The organism is Streptomyces sp. NPDC006687 (genome assembly GCF_040636215.1).
Lineage (GTDB): Bacteria > Actinomycetota > Actinomycetes > Streptomycetales > Streptomycetaceae > Streptomyces.
Window position 1 is genome coordinate 93,555 of record NZ_JBEYJJ010000015.1, and the last position, 23,874, is coordinate 117,428.

22 protein-coding genes are annotated in these 23,874 nt (G+C 72.2%); 12 read left to right on the forward strand and 10 right to left on the reverse strand.

Translation table 11 applies throughout. The features are described 5' to 3' along the window. The first annotated feature begins 12 nt into the window (after window positions 1-12). The 3 genes from ABZ716_RS19645 (at window position 13) to ABZ716_RS19655 (ending at window position 3,910) form a co-directional block, all read left to right on the forward strand. On the forward strand, window positions 13-729 hold the full coding sequence (locus ABZ716_RS19645) for a hypothetical protein (protein WP_358960376.1): 717 nt from the start codon (window positions 13-15) through the stop codon (window positions 727-729). Continuing rightward, the gene (locus ABZ716_RS19650) at window positions 717-1,976 is read left to right on the forward strand and encodes a HAMP domain-containing sensor histidine kinase (protein WP_358960380.1); all 1,260 of its coding nucleotides are present in this window, start codon (window positions 717-719) and stop codon (window positions 1,974-1,976) included. The genes ABZ716_RS19645 and ABZ716_RS19650 overlap by 13 nt, the downstream gene beginning before the upstream one ends. A gap of 257 nt (window positions 1,977-2,233) precedes the next feature. Further along, window positions 2,234-3,910: a VWA domain-containing protein gene (locus tag ABZ716_RS19655; protein WP_358960384.1), complete on the forward strand. Its 1,677-nt coding sequence runs from the start codon at window positions 2,234-2,236 to the stop codon at window positions 3,908-3,910. Window positions 3,911-4,005: 95 nt separating this feature from the next. Here ABZ716_RS19655 and aspS read toward each other — a convergent pair whose 3' ends face one another. Continuing rightward, complete coding sequence (gene aspS, locus ABZ716_RS19660; RefSeq protein WP_358960388.1) at window positions 4,006-5,823, reverse strand: aspartate--tRNA ligase; 1,818 nt, start codon at window positions 5,821-5,823, stop codon at window positions 4,006-4,008. Window positions 5,824-5,970: 147 nt separating this feature from the next. Between aspS and ABZ716_RS19665 the strand changes: the two genes are divergently transcribed. Continuing rightward, complete coding sequence (locus tag ABZ716_RS19665; protein ID WP_358960390.1) at window positions 5,971-8,178, forward strand: SpoIIE family protein phosphatase; 2,208 nt, start codon at window positions 5,971-5,973, stop codon at window positions 8,176-8,178. 17 nt (window positions 8,179-8,195) lie between these two features. On the opposite strand, the gene ABZ716_RS19670 is transcribed toward ABZ716_RS19665, so the two are convergent. Together ABZ716_RS19670 and ABZ716_RS19675 are read right to left on the reverse strand one after the other, a co-directional pair. Next, window positions 8,196-9,203 (reverse strand): pirin family protein, encoded by a 1,008-nt coding sequence (locus tag ABZ716_RS19670; RefSeq protein ID WP_355966766.1) that lies wholly within the window; start codon window positions 9,201-9,203, stop codon window positions 8,196-8,198. A 97-nt stretch (window positions 9,204-9,300) separates the two neighbouring features. Then, on the reverse strand, window positions 9,301-9,915 hold the full coding sequence (locus tag ABZ716_RS19675; protein ID WP_358960392.1) for a TetR/AcrR family transcriptional regulator: 615 nt from the start codon (window positions 9,913-9,915) through the stop codon (window positions 9,301-9,303). 103 nt (window positions 9,916-10,018) lie between these two features. On the opposite strand from ABZ716_RS19675, the gene ABZ716_RS19680 reads away from it, so the two are divergent. Further along, the gene (locus ABZ716_RS19680; protein WP_358960394.1) at window positions 10,019-11,056 is read left to right on the forward strand and encodes an aldo/keto reductase; all 1,038 of its coding nucleotides are present in this window, start codon (window positions 10,019-10,021) and stop codon (window positions 11,054-11,056) included. Here the strand turns inward: ABZ716_RS19680 and ABZ716_RS19685 are convergent. Genes ABZ716_RS19685 through ABZ716_RS19695 form a run of 3 tightly spaced genes read right to left on the reverse strand, consistent with a single transcriptional unit; the run spans window position 11,053 to window position 12,560 of the window. Beyond that, complete coding sequence (locus ABZ716_RS19685) at window positions 11,053-11,505, reverse strand: SseB family protein (RefSeq protein ID WP_351877847.1); 453 nt, start codon at window positions 11,503-11,505, stop codon at window positions 11,053-11,055. The genes ABZ716_RS19680 and ABZ716_RS19685 overlap by 4 nt on opposite strands. A gap of 10 nt (window positions 11,506-11,515) precedes the next feature. Next, window positions 11,516-11,728 carry a DUF397 domain-containing protein gene (locus ABZ716_RS19690; RefSeq protein WP_358960397.1) on the reverse strand — a complete coding sequence of 71 codons (213 nt, stop codon included), beginning with the start codon at window positions 11,726-11,728 and terminating at the stop codon, window positions 11,516-11,518. Next, complete coding sequence (locus ABZ716_RS19695) at window positions 11,709-12,560, reverse strand: helix-turn-helix transcriptional regulator (protein WP_358960399.1); 852 nt, start codon at window positions 12,558-12,560, stop codon at window positions 11,709-11,711. The genes ABZ716_RS19690 and ABZ716_RS19695 overlap by 20 nt, the downstream gene beginning before the upstream one ends. Window positions 12,561-12,678: 118 nt before the next feature. On the opposite strand from ABZ716_RS19695, the gene ABZ716_RS19700 reads away from it, so the two are divergent. The 5 genes from ABZ716_RS19700 (at window position 12,679) to ABZ716_RS19720 (ending at window position 17,470) form a co-directional block, all read left to right on the forward strand. After that, window positions 12,679-12,882: a hypothetical protein gene (locus tag ABZ716_RS19700; RefSeq protein WP_358960402.1), complete on the forward strand. Its 204-nt coding sequence runs from the start codon at window positions 12,679-12,681 to the stop codon at window positions 12,880-12,882. Then, on the forward strand, window positions 12,879-13,271 hold the full coding sequence (locus ABZ716_RS19705; protein ID WP_358960405.1) for an ATP-binding protein: 393 nt from the start codon (window positions 12,879-12,881) through the stop codon (window positions 13,269-13,271). The genes ABZ716_RS19700 and ABZ716_RS19705 overlap by 4 nt, the downstream gene beginning before the upstream one ends. A gap of 94 nt (window positions 13,272-13,365) precedes the next feature. Next, entirely contained in the window at window positions 13,366-15,192 is a 1,827-nt protein-coding gene (locus tag ABZ716_RS19710; protein ID WP_355966947.1) for an acyl-CoA dehydrogenase, read from the forward strand. Window positions 15,193-15,337: 145 nt separating this feature from the next. Continuing rightward, the gene (locus ABZ716_RS19715; protein ID WP_351877838.1) at window positions 15,338-16,075 is read left to right on the forward strand and encodes a hypothetical protein; all 738 of its coding nucleotides are present in this window, start codon (window positions 15,338-15,340) and stop codon (window positions 16,073-16,075) included. A 102-nt stretch (window positions 16,076-16,177) separates the two neighbouring features. After that, window positions 16,178-17,470: a M18 family aminopeptidase gene (locus ABZ716_RS19720; RefSeq protein WP_358960407.1), complete on the forward strand. Its 1,293-nt coding sequence runs from the start codon at window positions 16,178-16,180 to the stop codon at window positions 17,468-17,470. Between the two features lie 34 nt (window positions 17,471-17,504). On the opposite strand, the gene ABZ716_RS19725 is transcribed toward ABZ716_RS19720, so the two are convergent. Both ABZ716_RS19725 and ABZ716_RS19730 read right to left on the reverse strand, forming a co-directional pair. Further along, window positions 17,505-19,346: an NHL domain-containing thioredoxin family protein gene (locus ABZ716_RS19725; protein ID WP_358960410.1), complete on the reverse strand. Its 1,842-nt coding sequence runs from the start codon at window positions 19,344-19,346 to the stop codon at window positions 17,505-17,507. Window positions 19,347-19,380: 34 nt separating this feature from the next. After that, complete coding sequence (locus tag ABZ716_RS19730; protein WP_358960413.1) at window positions 19,381-20,184, reverse strand: hypothetical protein; 804 nt, start codon at window positions 20,182-20,184, stop codon at window positions 19,381-19,383. A 32-nt stretch (window positions 20,185-20,216) separates the two neighbouring features. On the opposite strand from ABZ716_RS19730, the gene ABZ716_RS19735 reads away from it, so the two are divergent. Then, window positions 20,217-20,741 (forward strand): LURP-one-related family protein, encoded by a 525-nt coding sequence (locus ABZ716_RS19735; RefSeq protein ID WP_358960415.1) that lies wholly within the window; start codon window positions 20,217-20,219, stop codon window positions 20,739-20,741. A gap of 38 nt (window positions 20,742-20,779) precedes the next feature. Here ABZ716_RS19735 and ABZ716_RS19740 read toward each other — a convergent pair whose 3' ends face one another. Beyond that, window positions 20,780-21,559: a carbon-nitrogen family hydrolase gene (locus ABZ716_RS19740; protein ID WP_358809650.1), complete on the reverse strand. Its 780-nt coding sequence runs from the start codon at window positions 21,557-21,559 to the stop codon at window positions 20,780-20,782. Window positions 21,560-21,698: 139 nt separating this feature from the next. Between ABZ716_RS19740 and ABZ716_RS19745 the strand changes: the two genes are divergently transcribed. Next, window positions 21,699-22,526 carry a maleylpyruvate isomerase family mycothiol-dependent enzyme gene (locus ABZ716_RS19745; RefSeq protein ID WP_358960417.1) on the forward strand — a complete coding sequence of 276 codons (828 nt, stop codon included), beginning with the start codon at window positions 21,699-21,701 and terminating at the stop codon, window positions 22,524-22,526. A 6-nt stretch (window positions 22,527-22,532) separates the two neighbouring features. On the opposite strand, the gene ABZ716_RS19750 is transcribed toward ABZ716_RS19745, so the two are convergent. Continuing rightward, complete coding sequence (locus tag ABZ716_RS19750) at window positions 22,533-23,870, reverse strand: MFS transporter (protein ID WP_358960420.1); 1,338 nt, start codon at window positions 23,868-23,870, stop codon at window positions 22,533-22,535. Window positions 23,871-23,874: the final 4 nt, after the last annotated feature.

The window sequence follows — 23,874 nt, forward strand, 5'->3', positions numbered from 1 at the left end:
CAGCATCGGATCATGCGCCCCCGCCACCGTCTGGCCGCCCCGGCCCTGGCCGCCGTCCTGGCGGTCACGGCCGGATGCGCCGATGTGGAGGGGCTGGAGAACCAGGGCGACCGTGGCACGGCCCACGCCCCCAGGACCCTGTGGAAGGGCTACTACCCCGACCCGCCGAGCCCCGGCCAGCAGCCCGGCGCGGCCGCCGTGGTCCCCGGCCTGCCCAGGGTGCCGGGGCTCAGCATGCGCGGGGTGGACGCGCTGGCCGTCGTACGGGCCGACATCACCTCCGCCACCGCCGAGGACGGCGGCACGGGCCGCCTCGTGGACCCCCGGGCCGCCCAGCGGCTCGCGCTCTGCACACAGGCTGTGGACGGCGGGCCCGCCTGCCCGGTGCGGCCCGGCGTCCTGCACGACCTCACCGGCAACGGCCGCGAGGAGCTGATCACCGCCCTGGACCTGGACGGCCGCCTCTCCGAACTGCGCGTCTACACCGTCCAGGACGACGGCCGGATCGCCCGCATCCTCTCCCGTCGCGGGGTCCTGGAGGGCGTGGAGGTCGCCGCCGAACACCTCGCCGTCCGCGAACCGACCTCGAACCCGGCGTACATCTCGGTCTCCGACTACGTCTGGGACCCCAACACCAGGAGCATGAGCCTGTCGCAGCTCACCCTCGACGACTGCCCCACCCCGACCGGCGTTCCTCCGAGCGAGGAACGGCAGCGATGCGCGCGCTGAGCAGTCTGCGCTGGAAGATCGCCCTGACCACCACCCTGGTGTGCTGCACGGTGGCCGCCGCCCTGGGGATCGCCGTGCACAACGTGGTCGCCCTCCAGATCGTGGGGGAGGTCCGCAAGGAGGCCGGCCGGGAACTGGAACACGCCCTCGGCCACTACGAGTACGGCACCGCGCACGGCGACGTCCGCTCCGCCCTCGACCCGCCCGGCCTCCCGGGCCCCCTGCGCGAGCTCGTCGCCCACGGGCGGACCGGCAGCATGGTCGGCACCTACCAGGGCCGGTCCGTCATGTGGGCGGCCGGGCCCGCCGACCGGCAGGCCCTCGCGGTCTGGATCCCGTACGAGAGCACCCGCGCCCGGCTCCGGGACCTGGACACCGCGATCCTCGCCTCCTCGGCGCTCGCGGCCGGGGTGGTGGCCCTGGCCGGCCTGTTCCTCGCCAACCGGATCAGCCGGCGGCTCACGACCACGGCCGCCGTCGCCCGCCGGATCAGCGCCGGTGATCTGGACGCCCGGGTCGGCTTCCCGGCCGGCCGGGACACCGACGGCACGCGCCGCTCCCGCGACGAGGTGCGGGACGTCGCGCGGGCCCTGGACTCGATGGCCGCCTCGCTCCAGGAACGGCTGGAGGCGGAGAAGCGGTTCACGGCCGATGTCGCGCACGAGCTGCGCACCCCCCTGACCGGCTCGCTGGCGGCGGCTGGGCTGCTGCCGGAGGGGCGGCCCAAGGAGATGATCGAGGACCGGCTGCGGGCCCTGCACCGGCTCACCGAGGACCTGCTGGAGATCTCCCGGCTGGACTCCGGGGTGGAGCGGGCCGACCTGGCCCAGGTGGAGCTGGGGCAGGCCGTACGGCGGGCCGTCGCCGGGTCCCGGCTCGATGCCGAGGTCCGGGTGGTCCGCGACGCGGTGGTGCTCACCGACCGGCGGCGCCTGGACCGGATCCTGGCCAACCTTCTGGTCAACGCCCACAAGCACGGCCGTCCCCCCGTCGAGGTGACGGTGGAGGGGCCGGTGGTGGTGATCCGCGACCACGGCGCGGGCTACCCCGCCGAGCTGGTGGAACAGGGTCCGCAGCGTTTCCGCACGGGAGACCCCGGCCGGGGGCGCGGTCACGGCCTGGGCCTGACGATCGCGGCGGGCCAGGCGGCCGTCCTCGACATCACCCTCAGTTTCGCCAACGCCCCGGACGGCGGCGCCCTGACCACGCTCCGTCTACCGGTGGGGCGGCTGACGGAGGGGAGTTGAGGGCGGCCGGTTTCACGTGAAACATCGCGCCGTTCGCCGGGGCAGTGGTGGAACGGGGTGAAAGGTGGATGAACCCGGCACGGCGGAGGGCCAGTTCGTGCGGTCGGGTGGGTTGGGTGGTAGGACGGGCACCACAAGGGGCGGCCCTGCCGTGGTTCCAGCCAAGGGGCCGATAACCTTACGTGTCCACTCTGGGCAGGGATCAACCGCGCAGCACGGACAAATGACGCACGGCACACATGCGAAAGGTCTGGCCCATGGGTATTCGGAGCTTGTTGCGCAAGGTGTTCGGAAGGGCTGCGGAGCCGGTCCCCGAGACGACGGACACCCCCACGGCCGCACTCCCCAACCAGGCCGAACGCGGGCCCCTGGACGTGGCGGCCGAACTGGTGGCGGCGTCCTTCGACAACCCGACGGTCCCGCAGCAGTCCGCACCGCGCGACCGCGAGCCGGGCACCCTCCTCACCGCCCCCGCCCCCACCACGGACCCCACCGTCCCGGAGGCACGCCGCCCGTCGCCCCCGCCGGCGCAGGAACCCCCGTCGGCCCCTCAGGCCGAAGCGGAGCCGAAGTCCGAACAGCCCGAACCGGAACCGAAGCCCGCCCCCGAGCCGGTGGCCGCCGCCGAGCCGGAGGTAAAGACCGAGGCGGAGCCCGCCCCCGAGCCGGAGGCCGAACCGGAATCCCGGCCCGAGCCGGAAGCCGAGCCCCTGGCGGCGCAGGCCGGACCGGAGCCGGACGCAGCCGCCCCCGAGCCGCAGGCCGACCCCGAGCCGGAAGCGCAGGCAGAGGCGGAGCCCAAGCCGGTATCCGCCGCCGAGCCCACCCCCGAGCCGGAGACGGCCCCCGAGCCCGAGGCCGCAGCCGCCCCCGAGCCCGAGGCCGCAGCCGCCCCCGAGCCGGAGACGGCCCCCGAGCCCCTGGCCGCGCAGGCCGACCCGGAGCCGGAGACGGCCCCCGAGCCCGAGGCCGAACCCCTGGCCGCCCAGGCCGAACCGGAGGCAGCCGCCGAGCCGCAGGCCGAGCCCGTCGCCGCCGCGGCCGACCCCGAACCGCAGCCCGAACCCCTCGCCGCCGCGGCCGACCCCGAACCGCAGCCCGAACCCCTCGCCGCCGCGGCCGACCCCGAACCGCAGCCCGAACCCCTCGCCGCCGAGCCCACCCCCGAGCCGGAGGCCGAGCCCCTCGCCGCGCAGGCCGACCCCGAGCCGGAGGCAGCCGCCGACCCCGAGCCGGAGACGGCAGCCGAGCCCGAGGCGGCCGCGCCCGAGGCTGGGCCCGCCCACCCCGCTACCGCCGTGCGGCGCAAGGGCGGGGCCGTCGGGGCCGCGTACAAGGCCGCGGGACAGGTGCTGCGGAGCAAGGGGAAGACCGGGGCGCGGGCCAAGGTGTACCTGGTCCTCGACCGCTCCGGTTCCATGCGCGGCTTCTACAAGGACGGCAGCGTCCAGTACCTCGCCGACCACGCCCTGGCCCTCGCCGCGCACCTGGACGAGGAGGCCACCGTCCACACGGTGTTCTTCTCCACCGAACTCGACGGCACCGCCGAGCTGACCCTCGACGGCTACGACGAGACCTGGGTCGAGGCCCGCCACGCCGAACTCGGCCGGATGGGCCGCACCAGCTACCACGTGGCCGTCGAGGCCGTCGTCGAGCGGTACCAGAAGGACGGCGGCACCGGCCCCGCCCTGGTCGTCTTCCAGACCGACGGCGCCCCCGACAACCGCCAGCCGGCCCGCCAGGCGCTCACGGACGCCGCGGCCACCGCCCCCGGCATCCACTGGCAGTTCGTCGCCTTCGGCGACCACGACGCGAAGGCGTTCGACTTCCTGCGCAAGCTGGACGCCGAGAACGCCGGCTTCTTCCACGCCGGCCCCGCCCCCGCCGAGCTGACCCCGTCCGCCCTCCTCAAGGGCATCCTCGACGGGTTCTAGTCCCGCCGGCACCAACACCGGAACGGCACCGGCACAAACAGAAGGGCCCGGGATCCAGGATCCCGGGCCCTTCCGTCACACCAGCGCTACGACGCTCAGCGCGCGGCGTCCGGGTGCACGGCCTGAGCCACCGGCTTCGCGTCCGCCGCCTTCGTCTCCACCGGCTTGCGCAGCGCGATGTTCAGCTCCCGCAGCCGGCTCTCCTCCAGCACCGTCGGCGCGCCCATCATCAGGTCCTGGGCGTTGCCGTTCAGCGGGAAGGCGATGGTCTCGCGGATGTTCGGCTCATCGGCCAGCAGCATCACGATGCGGTCCACGCCCGGGGCGATGCCACCGTGCGGCGGGGCGCCCAGGCGGAACGCGCGCAGCATGCCCGCGAACTCCCGCTCGACCGTCTCGGCCTCGTAGCCGGCGATCTCGAACGCCTTCAGCATGACCTCGGGCTCGTGGTTGCGGATGGCGCCGGAGGACAGCTCGATGCCGTTGCAGACGATGTCGTACTGCCAGGCCAGGATGTCCAGCGGGTCCTTCTCCTCCAGGTCCTTCATGCCGCCCTGCGGCATGGAGAACGGGTTGTGGGAGAAGTCGATCTTCCCGGTCTCCTCGTCCTTCTCGTACATCGGGAAGTCGACGATCCAGCAGAAGCGGAAGACGTTCTCCTCGAAGTGGCCGGCGCGCTTGGCGGCCTCGACCCGGACCGGGCCCATGATCTTCGAGACCTCGTCGAACTCGCCCGCGCCGAAGAACACGCCGTGCCCGGCGGCCAGGCCCAGACGCTCGGTGAGGACCTTGACGTTGTCCTCGGTGAGGAACTTGGCGATCGGGCCGGTCAGCGAACCGTCCTCGCCCACGCGCACCCAGGCCAGGCCCTTCGCGCCCAGCGAGACCGCGTAGTCGCCGAGGCCGTCGAAGAACTTGCGCGGCTGGCCGGCGGTGTCCGGCACGGCCAGCGCACGCACGTGCTTGCCGGCGAACGCCTTGAACTCCGAGCCCTCGAAGACGTCGGTGATGTCGACGAGCTCCAGCTTGGCGCGCAGGTCGGGCTTGTCGTTGCCGTACTTCAGCATCGACTCGCGGAACGGGATCCGCGGGAACGGCGAGGTGACCTCGCGGCCCTGGCCGAACTCGGTGAAGAGCTCGGTCATCAGCTTCTCGATCGGCTGGAAGACGTCCTCCTGCTCGACGAAGGACATCTCCACGTCGAGCTGGTAGAACTCGCCCGGCGAACGGTCGGCGCGGGCGTCCTCGTCGCGGAAGCAGGGCGCGATCTGGAAGTACCGGTCGAAGCCCGAGATCATCAGCAGCTGCTTGAACTGCTGCGGGGCCTGCGGCAGGGCGTAGAACTTGCCCGGGTTCAGGCGGGACGGGACGACGAAGTCACGGGCGCCCTCGGGGGAGGTCGCGGTGAGGATCGGGGTCGCCATCTCGTTGAACCCGAGGGCCACCATCTTGGAGCGGATGGAGGCGATGACGGCCGAGCGCAGCATGATGTTGCGGTGCATCCGCTCGCGGCGCAGGTCGAGGAAGCGGTACTCCAGGCGCCGCTCCTCGTTCACACCGTCGTCGGTGTTGATCGTGAAGGGCAGCGGGCCGGCCGCGCCGAGCACCTCGACCTCGGAGACCTCGATCTCGATCTCGCCGGTGGCGAGCTCCGGGTTGACGTTCTCGGCACCACGGGAGACGACCTTGCCGTCGACGCGGACGACGGTCTCCTTGGTGACGCTGCTGAGGGCCTCGTTCGCCGCGGTACCGGGGCGGGCCACGAGCTGCGTGATGCCGTAGTGGTCACGCAGATCGATGAAGAGGATGCCACCCAGGTCTCGACGATTGTGCACCCAGCCACTCAGCCGGACGTCGGATGCGACGTCGGAGGCACGAAGCTCGCCGCACGTGTGGGACCTGTACCGATGCATCAGTCATCCAGTTCTACGCGATTTCCAGGTGGACTCAACCGTCCCAAGGTTACCGTCCGGGAGCGGCGCCCACAGGGTTCGCCCGGAGCGGGGCCGCGAAGGGCACTGGACGGGCGTCCCGGCCGGGTGACCTGTAAAGATGGCCGGGTGCGCACCGAGGACGTCCTGGCCGCCATCGCGACCGGCCTGTGGCGATGGGACAACGCTTCCGGAACGGTCACCCTCGACGGCGAGGCCGCCCGGCTGCTCGGGCTGCCCGCCGAGCCGGTCGTGCTGCCGGAGGCCGCCGCGCGTTCGCGCTTCCACCCGGTGGACTGGAACGAGATCAACGGCATCGTGAACCTCGCCGTGGCCGAGGGCACCCTGGCCGAGGCCCGGCTGCGGGTCATGGACGAGGACGGGCGGGTGCTGCGCACGGTCCGCAGCCGCTCCAGGCCGCTGGAGAACCGGACCGCCGAGGGCCGCGTCGACTACGAGCTGGTCGGCACCATCCAGGAGATCGCCGAACCGCAGCCCGGCACCACGGCCGCGCACACCCCGATCACCGGCGACTGGCGGCGTTCCCGCGAGGCTTTCCTGCTGGACGCCGGCCGGGCGCTGGCCGAGGCCCGCTCCACCGCCGAGGTGCTGCGGGTGGCGGCCTCGCTGTCCATGCCCGGCTTCAGCCCCGACGGTCTGGCCGTCTTCGGGCTGGAGGGCGAGCGGCTGTCGGTCATCGGCCACCACGGGCACTCCCCGGGCGACGAGGGCCCCTTCTCCCACATGGCCCTGGACACGGACTATCCGGCGGCCGAGGTGGTCCGTACCGGCCGGGCGATCTACCTCCCCACGCCGGAGGAGTACAAACGGCGCTTCCCGGTGACGTGGCCGCTGGCCCGGGGCTTCGGCCGGGCCTCCTGGGCCTTCCTGCCGCTGATCGTCGCCGGGCGGACCATAGGGGCCTGGATGGCCGCGTTCCGCCACCCGGTGACCTTCTCCCCCGACGAGCGGTCGGTGCTGACGACGGTGGCCCGGATGCTCGCCCAGGCCCTCCAGCGGGCCGGGGTCGCGGAATCCGAGCGAGAGCTCACCACGGGCCTCCAGCGGTCGATGATGCCCCAGCTGGGCCCCGAGATCCCCGGGATGACCATCGCCGCCCGCTACGTCCCGACCGGTGGCGGGCTCCAGGTCGGCGGCGACTGGTACGACGTGATCCCGCTGCCCTCGGGCCGGTTCGCCCTGGTCATCGGGGACGTCCAGGGGCATGACGTGCGGGCCGCCGGGCTGATGGGCCAGCTGCGGATCGCCGTACGGGCCTACGCCTCCGAGGGCCACCGGCCGGACGCGGTGCTCTCGCGCGCCTCCCGCTTCCTGGCCGGGCTGTGCTCGGCGCCGCCCGCCCCGGACGACGAGAGTTGCGACGCGGACGCCGACGCCGACTTCGGCAGCCCGCGCTTCGCGACCTGCCTGTACGTGGAGTGCGACCCGGGCACCGGCACCCTGGAGATAGCCCGGGCCGGCCATCCCGACCCGGTGGTGCGCATGGCCGACGGCACGGTGCTGATGCGCCCGACGGCGGGCGGCCTGCCGCTCGGCATCGTCCCCGACACCGACTACCCCACGACCCGCTTCGCCCTGGAGCCCGGCGAGACGCTGATGCTGTGCACCGACGGGCTCATCGAGACCGGCGGCCACGACCTGGACACGGGCTGGGCGCGGCTGCGGGCGGTCCTCGAAGCCGGGGACACGGGTACCGGGGAGGGCGGCAACCACCTCGAACGCCTCGCGGACCTGCTGGTCCAGGCCGTGCACGGGCCCTCCTCGCACCACACCACCGGCCCGCTCGCCGACCGCCGCGAGGACGACATCGCCGTGGTGCTGCTGTGCCGCGAGAGTGCCGAATGCGGGTGCGGGACCGCCGGGGCGCACCCCGTACGGCCGGTGCGGCGCACCCTGCTGACCGTGGCCCAGGCCGAGCCGGCCCGGATCGCGGGCGTCCGACGGCAGATCCGGGAGCTGCTGCACGACTGGGCGGACACGGAGCAGGTGGACTCGGCGGTGCTGATGGTCTCCGAGATGGTGACGAACGTCCTCGTCCACACCGACGGCGACGCGCTGCTGGTCGCGGAGGCCGCGGGCGAGCCGGGCGCGCGGCGGCTGCGCGTGGAGGTGGCCGACTCCAGCGACGAGCTGCCGCACAAGCGCCACCCCGGCGAGATGGCCTCCAGCGGGCGCGGGGTCCTGCTGATGGAGATGCTCGCCGACGCGTGGGGCGTGGATCCGCGCGGCGAGGGCAAGTCGATCTGGTTCGAGCTGTACGAACAGGCCAAGCCGGACGGCGACGAGGACCGGGAGACACCCCGGTCCTCCGCCTGATCCGTCAGGCCCCGCCGTCAGGCCAGCTCCTCCGAGTCGGCGTTCCCGGCGCCCCGGTGGCCGAGGCCGGTGACGTCCGTGCTGGGGATGACGCCCAGGCGGCCCGCCTGGAAGTCGTCGAACGCCTGCTGGAGCTCGGCATGGCTGTTCATGACGAACGGCCCGTAGTGCGCCATCGGCTCGCGGATCGGGAGCCCGCCGAGGACGACCACCTCGAAGTTCTCGCTGCGCGAGTCCTGCGCGGCGTCCGCCCGGATCGTCAGCCCCTCGCCGGAGCCGAAGACCGCGGTCTGCCCCATCCGGAACGGCCGGCGCTCGGCGCCCGCCGCACCGCTGCCCGCGAGCCCGTAGGCCAGGGCGTTGAAGTCGGCCCGCCAGGGCAGGGTCACCTCGGCGCCCGGGCTGACCGACAGGTGGATCATCGTGATCGGCGTGTGCGTGGCACCGGGACCGGTGTGGCCCGCGATGTCGCCCGCGATCAGGCGGATGAGCGCGCCGCCGTCCTGCGAGGCGAGCAGCTTCACGGTGCCGCCCCGGATGTCCTGGTACTTCGGCGCGAGCATCTTGTCCTTGGCGGGCAGGTTCACCCACAGCTGGAGGCCGTGGAAGAGACCGCCGGACATGACGAGCTCCTCGGGCGGCGTCTCGATGTGCAGCAGGCCGGAGCCCGCCGTCATCCACTGCGTGTCGCCGTTGGTGATCAGTCCGCCGCCGCCGTGGGAGTCACGGTGGATGAAGGTGCCGTCCATGATGTAGGTGACGGTCTCGAAGCCGCGGTGCGGGTGCCAGGGGGTGCCCTTGGGCTCGCCGGCCGCGTAGTCCACCTCGCCCATCTGGTCCATCATGATGAACGGGTCGAGGTACTCGTACTTGATCCCCGCGAAGGCGCGGCGCACCGGGAATCCCTCGCCCTCGAAGCCGGAAGGCGCGTCCACCACGCCGAGCACCGGCCGGGCCGGGGCACCTTCCACCGGGGCGGTGACGCGCGGCAGCGCGAGCGGGTTCTCAACAGTCACTGCGGGCATGGTCAGGACCTCCTTCTGGCTGGTTCGAGTTTAGTTGAATCTCGAACTTCTTGCCACCCGCCACAACAGCACACCCCCCGCCGCCATTCCCGACGGCTCAGCCGCGCACGTACGCCCCCGCCCGGGCGGCCGCCGCCGCGGCGGCCGCGGCCCGGTCGGCGGCCGCCTCGTCCAGCGGGTCGGGCGTGGTCAGCAGCCGGTAGTAGAGGGGGGCCGACACCGCGCGGATCACCTCCTGCGGGTCGGTCCCCGCGGGCACCTCACCCCGGGCGGCCGCCTGCTCGACGCAGGGCGCCCACTCCGCGACGCGCACGGCGTAGAAGCCGTGCAGCGCCTCCGCCGCCTTCGGGTCGCAGACGGCGGCCGCGATCACCGCCTTGAACAGGGCCCCCTGCCGGGGGTCGGCGAGCGTCCGCGCCACCAATCGGGCGTTGGCCGTCAGGTCCCCCAGCAGCGACCCGGTCTCCGTACGCGGCACGGACTGGCCGGCCATGTCCGCCAGCAGGTCGGCCACCAGGCCGGTGGCCGAGCCCCACCGGCGGTAGACGGTCGTCTTCCCGACCTCCGCGCGGCGCGCGACGTCGGCCAGGTCGAGGTGGGCGAACCCCTGCTCTGCCAGGACGTCCCCGGCCGCCTCCAGTACGGCGGCCCGCACCCGGGCCGTCCGCCCACCGGGCCGCACGGCCCCCGGCTCCGCTGCCGAAAACTCCATAACGGGTCTCCTGTTCCATTAAGGGTCGCGGTTTGTTACGGTGATGAGCATCTTAACGGAACTACGGATCCATTAAGGGTCGTAGGGGAGAGGGGAACACGTCATGGAATACAGGCGGCTGGGCACGTCCGGGCTCCAGGTCCCGGCACTGAGCTTCGGTGCCGGCACCTTCGGCGGACAGGGACCGCTCTTCGGCGCGTGGGGCACCACCGGCGTCGAGGAGGCCCGCCGCCTCGTCGACATCTGCCTGGACGCTGGAATCACGATGTTCGACACCGCCGACGTCTACTCCGCCGGCGCCTCGGAAGAAGTGCTCGGGGCAGCCCTCAAGGGCCGTCGCGACCGGGTCCTCATCTCCACCAAGGCGGGCCTGCCCCTGGGCGACGGCCCCTCCGACGCGGGAACCTCACGCTCGCGGCTGATCGGTTCGGTGGACGCCGCGCTGCGCCGCCTGGGCACGGACCACATCGACCTCTTCCAGCTGCACGCCTTCGACGCCGGGACCCCGGTCGAGGAGGTCGTGTCCACCCTGGACGACCTGGTCCGGGCTGGGAAGATCCGCTACGTCGGCGTCTCCAACTTCTCCGGCTGGCAGACGATGAAGTCCCTGGCCGCCGCCGACCGCCACGGCCGCGAGCGCTACGTCGCCCAGCAGGTCTACTACTCGCTCATCGGCCGCGACTACGAGTGGGAACTGCTGCCGCTCGGGCTCGACCAGGGGCTGGGCGCGATCGTCTGGAGCCCGCTCGGCTGGGGCCGCCTGACCGGCAGGATCCGCCGCGGCCGGCCGCTGCCCGCCGGAAGCAGGCTGCACGCCACCGCCGACTACGGCCCGCCGGTGGAGGACGAGCACCTGTACCGGGTGGTCGACGCCCTGGCCGGGATCGAGGAGGAGACCGGCAGGGCCATCCCGCAGATCGCCCTGCGGTGGCTGCTCCAGCGGCCCACCGTGTCCTCGGTCATCATCGGCGCCCGCAACGAGGAGCAGTTGCGCCAGAACCTCGGCGCGCTCGGCTGGACCCTCACCGCCGACCAGATGGCGCGACTGGACGCGGCGAGCCACCGTCCGGCCCCGTACCCGTACTTCCCGTACGAGCGGCAGGAGGGCTTCGCGCGGCTCAACCCGTCGCCGCTCGGTTAGCCGTACATCCGGCGCATGGCGAAGTCGACCATCTGCTCGACCGCCTTCGCGTCGAAGACCATCCGGTGGTCGCCCTCCATGTCCAGGACGAAGCCGTAGCCGGTGGGCAGGAGGTCGATCACCTCGGCGCCGGTGATCACGAAGTACTTGGACTCCTTGCCGGCGTACCGGCGCAGCTCCTTGAGCGTGGTGAACATCGGGATCACCGGATGCTGCGTGTTGTGCAGCGCCAGGAACCCGGGGGTGTCGCCGCGCGGGCAGTAGACCTTCGAGGTGGCGAAGATCTGCTGGAAGTCCTCGGCGGCGAGCTGCCCGGTGGTGAAGGCCCGTACCGCGTCCGCGAGCGAGGGCGGGGACGGCTCGGGATACAGCGGCGGCTGCTGCGCGTAGCCCTGCTGCGGCGGGGCGTACTGCTGCTGGGCGCCGGGATTCTGTTCGTAGCCGTACATGCGCGACAGCCTACCGAGCCGGGGCCGCCTTGAGGGCGGCGACGAAGGGGCTCCATGCCGCCGCGCTGAGGACGACGACGGCCCCGCCGGGCCGCTTGGAGTCCCGAACCGGGACGATCCCGACCAGCCCGTCGGCCACCTCGACGCAGTCGCCGTTGTCGCCGTTGGTGTAGCTGCTCGTCCGCCAGACGGCCTTGGGGAAATCAGCTGCGCTGCTTGCCATTTCGTAGGTCCTCGGCTGTCGATTCGATCATGGCGAGGGACGCCTCAGACGACAGTGCGGCGGCCCTGAGCCGATCGTATGCCTTCAGGTACCGCTTCACCTGTGCCGGATCGTCGATGAGTTGGCCGTCATACGGGCCCTCGGTGTACATGACCGGCGGCTCCTCGTCGAACTCCATGAGCTTCATCGACTGCCCCATGAACGGGCTGAGGGGTGCATTCCACAGAAGGATCTGTGGAACGATCCGACGGCGGCGCGCCAGGGCGGCCACGTGCTCCAGCTGATCCGCCATCTCCTCGGGCGGCAACAGGGGGCTCCGCAGCAGCGACTCGTGCAGGATCACCCAGTACTCCGGCCGCTGCGGTTCATCAAGGAGCCGTCCCCGCTGAAGTCGGTTCCGCACCTTCACGTCCACCTCCTCCGGCAGGTCGAGAGGGTGCGTGACATGCGTGATCGCCCGGGTGTACGGCGCCGTGTGCAGCAGCCCGGGAATGAGCGCCGGGGCCCACTCCTCGATGGACAGGGCCCGCTTCTCCATCTCGGCGACCGGGGCGAAGTACGGCGCGAGGGTGCCGTTGCGGGCCTTTCGGACGTCCTCGCAGCGCCGCTCGAAGAAGCCGTCCGTCTCCAGCACTTGGTCCACGTGCCGCGCGAGATCCATCGGCATGCGCCGCTGAGCGCGTTCGATCTCGCTCAGATAGCTGACGCCGTAGAAGCTGCCCTCCACCGTCTGCTGGAGGGTGAGGCCCGCAGCCTCCCTCCTCCAGCGCAGTTCCTTGCCGTAGAAGGCCGGCACGCTCGCCGAGCCGTCAATGTCCTTGCCTGCGGCCACAACCGCCCACTTTCCACACATCGCACTGTGGAACCGAAACCCTTCCCACGGTACGCCGCGCAACGCCACGCTGTGAGCGCTTCGTCACACTCCGCACCCACAGGAAGGCGCCCCCCACATGAGCCACGCCCACGACCGTGAAGCCCGGGAATGCCTCGACCGGCTCCGCGAGGCACTCGGCCGGCACGGGATCACGCTCCCCTCCCTCGACCTGCACCTCCTCTCCTACGCCGGGAGCTACGCCGACCCGCCCCTGATCTCCCTCGGCAACTGCAACCTGGCCACCGCCCGGCTCCTGACCGACGCGCTGGCGGCCCGGTGACTCTCACCATCCGGCTGCTCGCCGTCCCCAAGGCCGCCGGCCTGCTCCGGCACGCCGTCCGCGAGCACCTCGGGGCCGACGGCTCCGCCGACGCCGAGCTGTGCGTCAGCGAGCTGCTCGGCAACGTCATCACCCACCTCGGCGAGGGCACGCCCGTCACCCTGCGGATCACCGGAAGGGCAACCCGTACGCGGGTCGAGCTCACCGACCCCGACCCGCACGCCTGGCCCGTACCGCCGGTGGCCACCGCCGACACCGGCGAGTCCGGGCGGGGGCTCGCCCTGCTGGCCGCCGTGTCGCTGCGCTGGGGCGTCAGCCGGGAACGGCACGGCAAGACGGTGTGGTGCGAGCTGCCGCGGGAGTCGCCATCGTCACAGTCCACGCCGTAGGGGTTGCGCCTTATTACTGGCGGGTAGCATCATTACGTTACCGATTGGTATGTACGAGGAACCTGTCTCCCCGAGCCTTAACGGAGCCGTCGCCATGGGGCACTACAAGTCGAATCTCCGCGACATCGAGTTCAACCTCTTCGAGGTGCTCGGCCGCGAAAAGCTGTACGGCACGGGCCCGTTCGGCGAGATGGACACCGAGACCGCCAAGAGCATCCTGTCCGAGCTCACCCGCCTCGCGGAGAACGAGCTGGCGGAGTCCTTCGCGGACGCCGACCGCAACCCGCCCGTCTTCGACCCGGCCACCAACACGGCTCCGGTCCCCGCGTCCTTCAAGAAGTCCTACGAGGCATTCATGGACTCGGAGTACTGGCGCCTGGGCCTGCCCGAGGAGATCGGCGGCACCACCTCCCCCCGCTCCCTGATCTGGGCGTACGCGGAGCTGCTGCTGGGCTCGAACCCGGCCGTGTGGATGTACTCCTCCGGCCCGGCGTTCGCCGGCATCCTGCACGCCGAGGGCAACGAGGCGCAGAAGAAGATCGCGCAGATCGCCGTCGAGAAGCGCTGGGGCTCCACGATGGTGCTCACCGAGCCCGACGCGGGCTCGGACGTCGGCGCCGGCCGCACCAAGGCCATCCAGCAGGCCGACGGCTCCTGGCACATCGAGGGCGTCAAGCGCTTCATCACGTCCGGTGAGCACGACATGGAGGAGAACATCCTCCACTACGTCCTCGCCCGCCCCGAGGGCCACGGCCCGGGCACCAAGGGCCTGTCCCTCTTCCTCGTCCCGAAGTTCCACTTCGACTGGGAGACCGGCGAGCTGGGCGAGCGCAACGGCGTGTACGCGACGAACGTCGAGCACAAGATGGGCCTCAAGGCGTCCAACACGTGCGAGATGACCTTCGGCGACAAGCACCCCGCCAAGGGCTGGCTGATCGGCGACAAGCACGACGGCATCCGCCAGATGTTCATGATCATCGAGTTCGCCCGCATGATGGTCGGCACGAAGGCCATCGCCACGCTCTCCACCGGCTACCTCAACGCGCTGGAGTACGCCAAGGAGCGCGTGCAGGGCCCGGACCTGGCGAACTTCATGGACAAGACCGCGCCCAAGGTCACCATCACGCACCACCCCGACGTGCGCCGCTCGCTCATGACGCAGAAGGCGTACGCCGAGGGCATGCGCGCCCTCGTCCTCTACACCGCCTCCGTCCAGGACGCGATCCAGGTCAAGGAGGCCGCGGGCGAGGACGCCTCCGCCGAGATCGGCCTGAACGACCTGCTCCTGCCGATCGTGAAGGGCTACGGCTCGGAGAAGTCGTACGCGCTGCTCTCGGAGTCCCTGCAGACCTTCGGCGGTTCCGGTTACCTCCAGGAATACCCGATCGAGCAGTACATCCGGGACGCGAAGATCGACACCCTCTACGAGGGCACCACGGCCATCCAGGGCCAGGACTTCTTCTTCCGCAAGATCGTCCGCGACCAGGGCGCCTCGCTGAACGTCCTCTCCGAGACGATCAAGAAGTTCCTCGCCGAGGGCGTGGGCGGCGAGGAGCTGGCCCCGGCCCGCGACGCGCTGGCCAAGGCCGCCGTGGACCTGGAGGCCATCGTCGGCCAGATGATCGTCGACCTCACCGCCACCGGCGAGGACGTCAAGAACATCTACAAGGTCGGTCAGAACACCACCCGCCTGCTGATGGCCTCCGGTGACGTGGTCGTCGGATACCTGCTGCTCAAGGGCGCGGCCGTGGCCGCCGAGAAGCTCGCCACCGCCTCCGCGAAGGACGTGCCCTTCTACACCGGCAAGATCGCCGCCGCGAAGTTCTTCGCCTCGCAGGTCCTGCCGGGCGTCTCGGTCCAGCGGGCGCTGGCCGAGGCCGTCGACAACTCGCTCATGGAGCTCGACGAGGCCGCCTTCTAAGCCTCCCGGGCCTCCCCCAGCCGTACGCGGTGTACGTACGCACCAGTGGCCGGACCTCTCCTGTCGAGGGTCCGGCCACCGGTGTGTCCGGCCGCTCATCAGGGGGGTTCCACGGATGTCAGCGGTTCGTGGGACGCTCGTAGGCATGAGTCCACAGGAGCAGCAGCACAGCGGCAGGGGGTACACGGTCCCCACCGGGCGCCCGTACGCCCTCAAGGAGCTCCAGGCCGGCGTGGGCGCCCTCGGGGACCGGATCAAGGACCTCTACGACGGGGCCCACCCCGCCGAGTACGACCCCGTGGCCGACGCCCTGTACATCGCGTTCAAGACCGCCGCCGCCCTCGCCCCCGCCAAGAGCTACACCGGCTGCCCCGAGCACCCCAACGGCGCCCTCGACCCCGAGGCGCCCGAGGGCTGGGGCCGCTGCCTCATCTGCAACGACCGCCGCCGCCTCGGCCGGCGCCTGCACGGCGGCCGGCCCGCCGCGCCCGCCGCCCCCGTCGAGCAGCGGCGCCTGGGCTACCCCGTCCCGGAGCCCCCGTACACCCTCGACGTGCTGCGGCGGTACCTGCGCGGCATCGACGAGCAGCGCTTCCACCTCACCCTCGGCTCCCCCGACGAGGACTTCGTACGCCTCGCCGACGACCTCCACCGGGCGTTCATCGTCGCCCGCGAGCTGTCCCGGCCGCGCAACGCCTCGGGATGCTCCGAACATCCCGGCGCGCCGACGGACCCCGATGCTCCGGCCGGTGAGGGCTGTATCTTCTGCGCCGGACGCAAGAGACGTGCTCAGCGCCCGCCGCAGACCCCCGAGATGCTCCCGCGCATCCGCCGGGGCGAGCGCAGGCAGCTGCAGCGCCGATTCGAGCGCCCGCCGGGCTGAGGACCACGGGACCGCGCACCACGCACCCGCCGGGCCTCCGACCCCTCGGCCAACCGCCGCAGTCCGGCCAAGGCGAACACGACCGTCGTTAAGGTGAACCACATGAGCTCTCCCGCCCGCTTCGACCGCGGCCACACCGACGATCTGATGACCTTCCTGGCGGCCAGTCCGTCGCCGTACCACGCCGTGGCCAACGCGGCCGAGCGGCTGGAAAAGGCAGGCTTCAGGCAGTTGTCGGAATCGGACGCCTGGGACTCGGGCACAGGAGGCCGGTTCGTCCTGCGCGGCGGCGCGCTCATCGCCTGGTACGTGCCCGAGGGCGCGGCCGCGCACACCCCCTTCCGGATCATCGGCGCGCACACCGACTCCCCCAACCTCCGCGTCAAGCCCGTACCGGACACGGGCTCGCAGGGCTGGCGGCAGATCGCCGTCGAGATCTACGGCGGCACCCTCCTCAACACCTGGCTCGACCGCGACCTGGGCCTGGCGGGCCGCCTCTCGCTGCGCGACGGCACCGACCGGCTGGTCAACATCGACCGCCCGCTGCTGCGCGTGCCGCAGCTCGCCGTGCACCTGGACCGCTCGGTCAACACCGACGGCCTCAAGCTCGACAAGCAGCGGCACATGCAGCCGATCTGGGGCCTGGGCGACGCCCGCGAGGGCGACCTGATCGCCTTCCTGGAGGAGGAAGAGGAGCTGCCCCAGGGCTCGGTGGCGGGCTGGGACCTGATGGTCCACTCGATCGAGCCGCCCGCCTACCTGGGCCGCGACCGCGAACTCCTGGCCGGCCCGCGCATGGACAACCTCCTGTCGGTCCACGCGGGCGTCGCGGCGCTGGCGGCCGTCTCCGCCTCCGGCAAGCTGGACCACATCCCGGTCCTGGCCGCCTTCGACCACGAGGAGAACGGCTCCCAGTCCGACACCGGCGCGGACGGCCCCCTGCTGGGCAACGTGCTGGAACGTTCTGTCTTCTCACGCGGCGGCACCTACGAGGACAAGGCCCGCGCCTTCGCGGCCACCATCTGCCTCTCCTCCGACACCGGCCACGCCGTCCACCCCAACTACGCGGAACGCCACGACCCTTCGCACCACCCGCGCGCCAACGGCGGCCCCATCCTGAAGGTCAACGTCAACCAGCGCTACGCCACCGACGGCAGCGGCCGCGCGGTCTTCGCCGCGGCCTGCGAGCGCGCCGGGGTCCCGTGGCAGACGTTCGTCTCCAACAACTCCATGCCGTGCGGCACGACCATCGGCCCCATCACCGCGGCCCGCCACGGCATCCAGACGGTCGACATCGGCGTGGCCATCCTCTCGATGCACTCGGCCCGCGAACTCTGCGGCTCCGACGACCCCTACCTCCTGGCCAACGCCCTCCTGTCCTTCCTGGAGGGCTGAACCCCCCGGGGAAGGACAGGAGTTCCGCGCGCCGTCAGCCGTCCATGCCCGCCAGCACCAGCGGCAGGCGGGTGGTGCCGGAGGGGGTGACGGTGACCGGGACGCCCCAGTCCTGCTGGTGGACGTGGCAGGCCGGGTACTCGTTCGCCGGGTCGTCGTCGCAGGACGCGGCCATCGCCGAGACGTGCAGGACGCCCTCGGTGACGGCCGGGTTCAGCACCAGGTCCCGGAAGAGGCCCGTCCCGGGGCCCTCACCCCGCTCCAGCAGCTCCGGCGGGGTCGAGGAGACCAGCAGGCGGGTGGAGGGGCCGTAGCGGGTGTCGAGCTTCTGGCCCGCCGGGGCCTGGAAGACCACGTCGAGGCGGAGCGTGCCCGGGGCCACCTCGGTGGCGGCCCGCTGGGTGCGGTGGGCGACCGCGTCGACCCGTACGGCCTCCTCCGGCAGCCGCAGCCGGGTCAGCCGGTGCCGGGCGGACTCCACGACCACGATGTCCTCGCCGGCCAGCACGGCGTCGCTGGGCTCGCGCAGATCGGTGGCCAGGGTGGTGACCTGGCCGGTGGCGGGGTCGTAGCGGCGCAGGGCGTGGTTGTACGTGTCGCAGACCGCGACCGAGCCGTCCGGCAGGGCGGTCACCCCGAGGGGGTGCTGGAGCAGCGCCTGGGCGGCGTCCCCGTCCCGGTGCCCGAAGTCGAACAGGCCCGTCCCGACGGCGGAGCGCACGGCGTAGCCGCCCTCCCCGTCGGGCTCGACGTAGCGCAGGGCGCTGGTCTCGGAGTCGGCGACCCACAGCCGGTCGCCGGCGGCCGCGAGCCCCGACGGCTGGGCGAACCACGCCTCGGCGGCGGGCCCGTCGACCAGCCCCTCGTTGGTGGTTCCGGCGGCGACCTGGACGGTGCCGGCCTCGGGGTCCCAGGTCCACAGCTGGTGCACGCCGGCCATGGCGATCCACACCCGGCCCTGCCACCAGGCCACGTCCCACGGCGAGGACAGGTCCACCTCCAGGGCCGGCCCGGAGGTGGGCGACCCCTGCCACCACTGCCGCCCGGTCCCGGCGACGGTCTCCACCGTCCCGCCGGCGGGGTCGAACACCCGCAGCGCGTGGTTGACGGTGTCGGCCACCACCACCCGCCCGTCGGGCAGCAGCGCGAGCCCCTGCGGCTCGCTGAAGGAGTCCGGCCCGAACCCGCGCTCCCCGCTGCCGATCCGCCGCACGACGCTCTCCCCGTCGGCGTCGAGTTCCACCAGCTGATGCCGCGTCGAGTCGGAGACGAGCAGGTTCCCGGAGGGCAGCACGAGCGCCTTCCCCGGGAAGCGCAGGTCCGTGGCGACGGGCTCGGGCGCCACGTAGGGCCCGTCCCCGCGCCGGAGCGTCCCCTTGGCCTCGTGCTCGGCCTCCAGCTCCTCGACCAGCCGCGCGATGGCGTGCGCGTGCCCCTCACCGGCGTGCTGGGCGACGACGTACCCCTCGGGGTCGATCACCACGAGCGTGGGCCACGCCCGCACCGCGTACTGCTTCCAGGTCGCGAGCTCGGGGTCGTCGAGCACGGGGTGGTGCACCTCGTACCGCTCGACGGCATCCACGACGGCGGCGTGCTCTGCCTCGTGCACGAACTTCGGCGAATGCACCCCGATGATCACCACGGTGTCGCGGTGCTTCTCCTCCAGCTCACGCAGCTCGTCGAGGACGTGCAGGCAGTTGATGCAGCAGAAGGTCCAGAAATCGAGGATCACCACACGGCCCCGCAGGTCCGCGAGGGTGAGCTCCTTGCCTCCGGTGTTGAGCCAGCCGCCCTTGCCGATCAGCTCGGGGGCACGGACACGGGCACGCTTACGGGGTGCGGGCGCGGGGGTGGGCGCCGGGGCAGCATCGTTCATCCTTCAAGCTTGCCATCCGCCTGTGAACGGGGGATCACGCGGCGAGGAAAGCCTTGAGGGAGGCGACCAGGGCCTCGATGAAGGAGTCCTGGGTGGGCCGGGGGAGGAGGGACAGGGAGAGGTACGGGTTGAGGTCCTCCAGTTCCACCAGGAGCAGCTCCCCCGACGGGGCCCGGCAGGCGTCCACGCGCTGGATGCCGTGCGCCAGGGTGTTCCAGTCGATGAAGCGGCGGGCGAAGGCCAGGTCGTCGGCGGTGGGGTCGTAGGGGACGAGGTCCCAGCGGCGGGAGGGGTCCGGGGCGTGGAGGGCGTACTGGAAGGCGTCGTCGACGAAGTAGAAGGAGACCTCGTAGGCGAAGTCGATCCGGGGCTGGATCAGGGCCTCGCCCGGCCGGGTGGCGGGGGCCGGGGTGAAGGTCAGGCCGATGGAGTCGGCGCCCTGCCGGGGCTTGACGGCGTACAGGTCCGTCGGGGGCAGGAGGTGGAGGTCGGCCGGGTCGTCCACCGTCGGTATGACGGGGTGGCCGGCGGCCGTCAGGTCGAGGAGGTACTGCTTGCCCGCCATGTCGGCGCGGCCGGTGAGCGGGTTGTAGACGCGGGTTCCGGCGGCGAGGGCGGCCGCGCGGAAGGAGTCGTACGCCTCCTGGTAGTGCAGGACGGGCCCGCTGTTGCGGACGATCACCGCGTCGAAGCCGGGCATCAGGGCCTCGGCGTCCAGCGGGTGGCACAGGGCGAGGGGGAAGTGCTCGCGCAGCCGGGAGGTGAGCTGGACGTCCTCGTCGCCGTAGCGGCGGCCGCGCGCCGGGTAGGCCAGGTCGGTCACGTAAAGGAGGGGCATGGCGGCAACCTATCGCGGGCAACGATCCGCGTATGAAATACCTCGTTCGGGACAAACTGCTGGCCATCGGGGACGACTACTGGATCGAGGACGAGGACGGCCGGCACGCCTTCCTGGTCGACGGGAAGGCGCTGCGGCTGCGCGACACCCTGGAGCTGAAGGATCCTCTGGGGCGGGTGCTGATCACCCTGCGGGAGCGGCTGTTCGGTGGGCTGGGACTGCCGGGGCTGCGGGACGCGATGACCCTGGAGCGGGACGGCAAGCGGCTCGCGGTGATCCGCCGCAAGCGGCTGTCGCTGCTGCGCAACCACTTCCGCGTGACGATGTCCGAGGGGACGGAGCTCGATGTCAGCGGGCGGATCCTCGACCGGGAGTTCAAGGTCGAGTACGAGGGTGAGCTGCTCGCGCTGGTCTCGCGGCAGTGGTACCGGATCCGCGAGACGTACGCGGTGGACGTGGTCCGGGAGGAGGCGGACGCGGCGCTGATGGTCGCGGTCGCGGTGTGCGTGATCCGCATGGTGGAGCGCGAGCGGGAGGAGGGGGGAGGCGGCTCGTGAGGGGGCGTGGGGGCCGCCGGGAGCGGCCCCCGGTGGGGTCAGCGGTTCAGGGTGCGGTCCTTCAGGGCCGGGAACTGGTCCCGGGTCTGGGCCACCTTCGCCGGGTCGAGGTCCACCGTGAGGACGGTCTCGCCGGGGCCCGCCTCCGCCAGCACCTCGCCCCACGGGTCCACCACCAGGCTGTGCCCGGACTGCTCGACGCCCGCGTGCGTACCGGCCGTCGCGCAGGCCAGGACGTACGACTGGTCCTCCACCGCCCGCGCCCGGCTCAGCAGGGTCCAGTGCCCGCGCCGCCGGGCCGGCCAGCCCGCGGAGACGACCATCGTCGTGGCCCCCGCGTCGACCAGGCCCCGGAACAGCTCGGGGAAGCGCAGGTCGTAGCAGGTGGCCAGGCCGAGGGTCTGCTCCGGCAGGGCCACCGTGGTCAGGGAGTCGCCGGCGGACATCAGCACCGCCTCGCCCTGGTCGAAGCCGAAGCGGTGGATCTTGCGGTAGGTCGCGGCGAGTTCGCCCGCCGGGGAGAGGACGAGGGCGGTGTTGTACAGGGAGCCGTCGCCGGCGCGCTCCACGACCGAGCCGGCGTGCAGCCAGACCCCGGCGTCGCGGGCGGCCTTGGACATGGCCTCGTACGTCGGCCCGTCCAGCGGCTCGGCCTCCGTCTCGAACTGCTCGTAGGCGAAGGCGCCCACCGTCCACAGTTCGGGCAGCACGACGAGATCGGAGCCGCTCTGCTCCCGTACGAGATCGGCGGCCCGGGACCGCCGGGAAGCCACCGACTCCCTTTCGTCCACCGCGATTTGGATCAGCGAGGCGCGCACACTACCACCGTCCTGGCATGTCAGCCGGTCAACTCAAGCCCTACGATCGTCACACGAAAGCGCTGCCGGGGTGTTCATCGGCAGCGTAGTTTTGGGAATAGTCCACAACGCGCCACTGAACAGCCAGCGAGGGGTCCCGTTGACCGTCCATCCCAGTCTTGAGCCCTACGTCGACGCGTGGACACACTCGATCGAGGCGATAACCGAGCTGGTGCTCCCCCTGACGGATGCCCAGTGGAACCTGCCGACGCCGTGCCCGGGCTGGTCGGTCCGCGACGTCGTCTCCCACATCATCGGCATGGAGCTGGAGCAGCTCGGCGACCCCCGGCCGATCCACACCCTCCCGCGCGACCTGCGGCACGTGGTGGACGAGTTCACCCGCTACATGGAGGTTCCGGTCGACGTCCGCCGGCACCACACCGCCGTGGAGATGACCTCCGAGCTGGAGTACACCGTCATCCGCCGCCAGCGCCAGCTGCGGGGCGACAAGCGGGATCCGGCCACGACGCTGGTGCGCGGACCGCAGGGGGACCAGATCCCGCTGGAGCTGTCGCTGCGGCTGCGGGCGTTCGACGTGTGGATCCACGAGCAGGACCTGCGGGCCTCGCTGGGCGCGCCGGGCGACTGGGATGCGCCGGGGGCGCATGTGGCGCGGGACATCCTGCTGGCCGGCCTGCCGAAGGTGGTCGCGAAGGGTGCGGGCGCGCCGCCGAACACGGCGGTGGTGCTGGACGTGCACGGCGAGCTGGAGTTCCTGCGGACGATACGGGTGGACGCGGCGGGCCGGGCCACCCTCGACTCGACGCCCTCGCTGGGTCCGGCGGTGTCGCTGTCGCTGGACTGGCCGACGTACGTCCGGCTGGCGGCGGGGCGGGTGCGGGCGCGGACGGTCGCGGACCGGGTGAAGGTGGACGGGGACGCGGAGCTGGCGGACGCGATCCTGGCGAACTTCGCCGTGACTCCGTAGGCGGATTCAGCGGGGTGTGGACGGGGACGCCGCCGCCCGGGGGGTGCCTCCGGCGGCGGGCAGCGCCACCGCCGGGTGGCGGTCGCGTTCGCGGTCCCGTTCGCGGGCCAGGGCCTTCGGGCGGAGGCGGAGGATCTGGGTGAGGCCCAGCAGCTCCACGGCGAACACCGACGCGAAGGCGGTCCGGTAGTCGTCGCCGGTGGCGTCCAGCAGGACGCCCACCGCCAGCAGGGTGGTCATCGAGGCGAGGAAGCCGCCCATGTTGGTGATCCCGGAGGCGGTGCCCTGCCGTTCGGCGGGGTTGGCCGGGCGGGCGAAGTCGAAGCCGATCATCGAGGCCGGGCCGCAGGTCCCGAGCACCACGCACAGGGTGCCCAGCAGCCACATCGGGGCGTGCTCGCCCGGGTAGAGCAGGACGGACGCCCACAGCAGCGCGGTGACCCCGACGGTGCCCAGCGCCAGCGGCAGCCGCGCGCCCTGGCGACGGCCGATGACCTGGCCGTAGACCAGCCCCCAGCCCATGTTGGCGGCGACGATCAGGGTGAGCAGCCCGGCGGCCGTGGTCCGGTCCAGCCCCTGCGCCTCGACCAGGAACGGCATCCCCCACAACAGCAGGAACACCATCGCCGGGAACTGCGTGGTGAAGTGCACCCACAGCCCCAGCCGGGTGCCGGGCTCCCGCCAGGAATCCCGTATCTGGCGGCGTACGAACCCGCCACCGCCGGGCGGCGCGGGCGGCAGGGCGTGGCCCTCGGGGTGGTCGCGCAGGAACAGCGTGAGCGGGACCAGGACGACCAGCCCGGCCACCGCGCTGCCCGCGAAGGCCGGCACCCAGCCGGCGCCGTGCAGCACGGGCGCGAGGACGAGGGTGGAGACGAGGTTCCCCGCCATCCCGACCAGCCCGGCCAGCTGCGCCATCAGCGGTCCGCGCCGGGCGGGGAACCAGCGGGTGCCCAGACGCAGGACGGAGATGAAGGTCATGGCGTCCCCGCAGCCCAGCAGGGCGCGGGCGGCCAGCGCCATCGCGTAGGTGGGCGACAGGGCGAAGCCGATCTGGCCGGCGGTGAAGAGGACGGCGCCGAGCGTCAGCACCTTCTTGGTGCCCAGCCGGTCCACCATCAGCCCGACCGGGACCTGCATGCCGGCGTAGACGAGGAGCTGGAGGAGGGAGAACACCGACAGGGCGGACGCGTTCACGTGGAAGCGGTCGGCGGCCTCCAGCCCGGCCACGCCCAGACTGGTACGGAAGATCACCGCGACGAAGTAGACGGCCACGCCGATGGACCAGACGGCGACGGCCCGCCGCCCACCGGGTGGATCGGGGACGGGCTCCTCGGGGGGCATGGGC

Bases quoted from the DNA above. Each gene is read 5' to 3' on its own strand.
- ABZ716_RS19645 (WP_358960376.1), top strand. From the start codon at position 13: ATGCGCCCCCGCCACCGTCTGGCCGCCCCGGCCCTGGCCGCCGTCCTG.
- ABZ716_RS19650 (WP_358960380.1), top strand. From the start codon at position 717: ATGCGCGCGCTGAGCAGTCTGCGCTGGAAGATCGCCCTGACCACCACC.
- ABZ716_RS19655 (WP_358960384.1), top strand. From the start codon at position 2,234: ATGGGTATTCGGAGCTTGTTGCGCAAGGTGTTCGGAAGGGCTGCGGAG.
- aspS (WP_358960388.1), bottom strand. From the start codon at position 5,823: ATGCATCGGTACAGGTCCCACACGTGCGGCGAGCTTCGTGCCTCCGAC.
- ABZ716_RS19670 (WP_355966766.1), bottom strand. From the start codon at position 9,203: ATGCCCGCAGTGACTGTTGAGAACCCGCTCGCGCTGCCGCGCGTCACC.
- ABZ716_RS19675 (WP_358960392.1), bottom strand. From the start codon at position 9,915: ATGGAGTTTTCGGCAGCGGAGCCGGGGGCCGTGCGGCCCGGTGGGCGG.
- ABZ716_RS19680 (WP_358960394.1), top strand. From the start codon at position 10,019: ATGGAATACAGGCGGCTGGGCACGTCCGGGCTCCAGGTCCCGGCACTG.
- ABZ716_RS19685 (WP_351877847.1), bottom strand. From the start codon at position 11,505: ATGTACGGCTACGAACAGAATCCCGGCGCCCAGCAGCAGTACGCCCCG.
- ABZ716_RS19690 (WP_358960397.1), bottom strand. From the start codon at position 11,728: ATGGCAAGCAGCGCAGCTGATTTCCCCAAGGCCGTCTGGCGGACGAGC.
- ABZ716_RS19700 (WP_358960402.1), top strand. From the start codon at position 12,679: ATGAGCCACGCCCACGACCGTGAAGCCCGGGAATGCCTCGACCGGCTC.
- ABZ716_RS19710 (WP_355966947.1), top strand. From the start codon at position 13,366: ATGGGGCACTACAAGTCGAATCTCCGCGACATCGAGTTCAACCTCTTC.
- ABZ716_RS19715 (WP_351877838.1), top strand. From the start codon at position 15,338: ATGAGTCCACAGGAGCAGCAGCACAGCGGCAGGGGGTACACGGTCCCC.
- ABZ716_RS19720 (WP_358960407.1), top strand. From the start codon at position 16,178: ATGAGCTCTCCCGCCCGCTTCGACCGCGGCCACACCGACGATCTGATG.
- ABZ716_RS19725 (WP_358960410.1), bottom strand. From the start codon at position 19,346: ATGAACGATGCTGCCCCGGCGCCCACCCCCGCGCCCGCACCCCGTAAG.
- ABZ716_RS19730 (WP_358960413.1), bottom strand. From the start codon at position 20,184: ATGCCCCTCCTTTACGTGACCGACCTGGCCTACCCGGCGCGCGGCCGC.
- ABZ716_RS19735 (WP_358960415.1), top strand. From the start codon at position 20,217: ATGAAATACCTCGTTCGGGACAAACTGCTGGCCATCGGGGACGACTAC.
- ABZ716_RS19750 (WP_358960420.1), bottom strand. From the start codon at position 23,870: ATGCCCCCCGAGGAGCCCGTCCCCGATCCACCCGGTGGGCGGCGGGCC.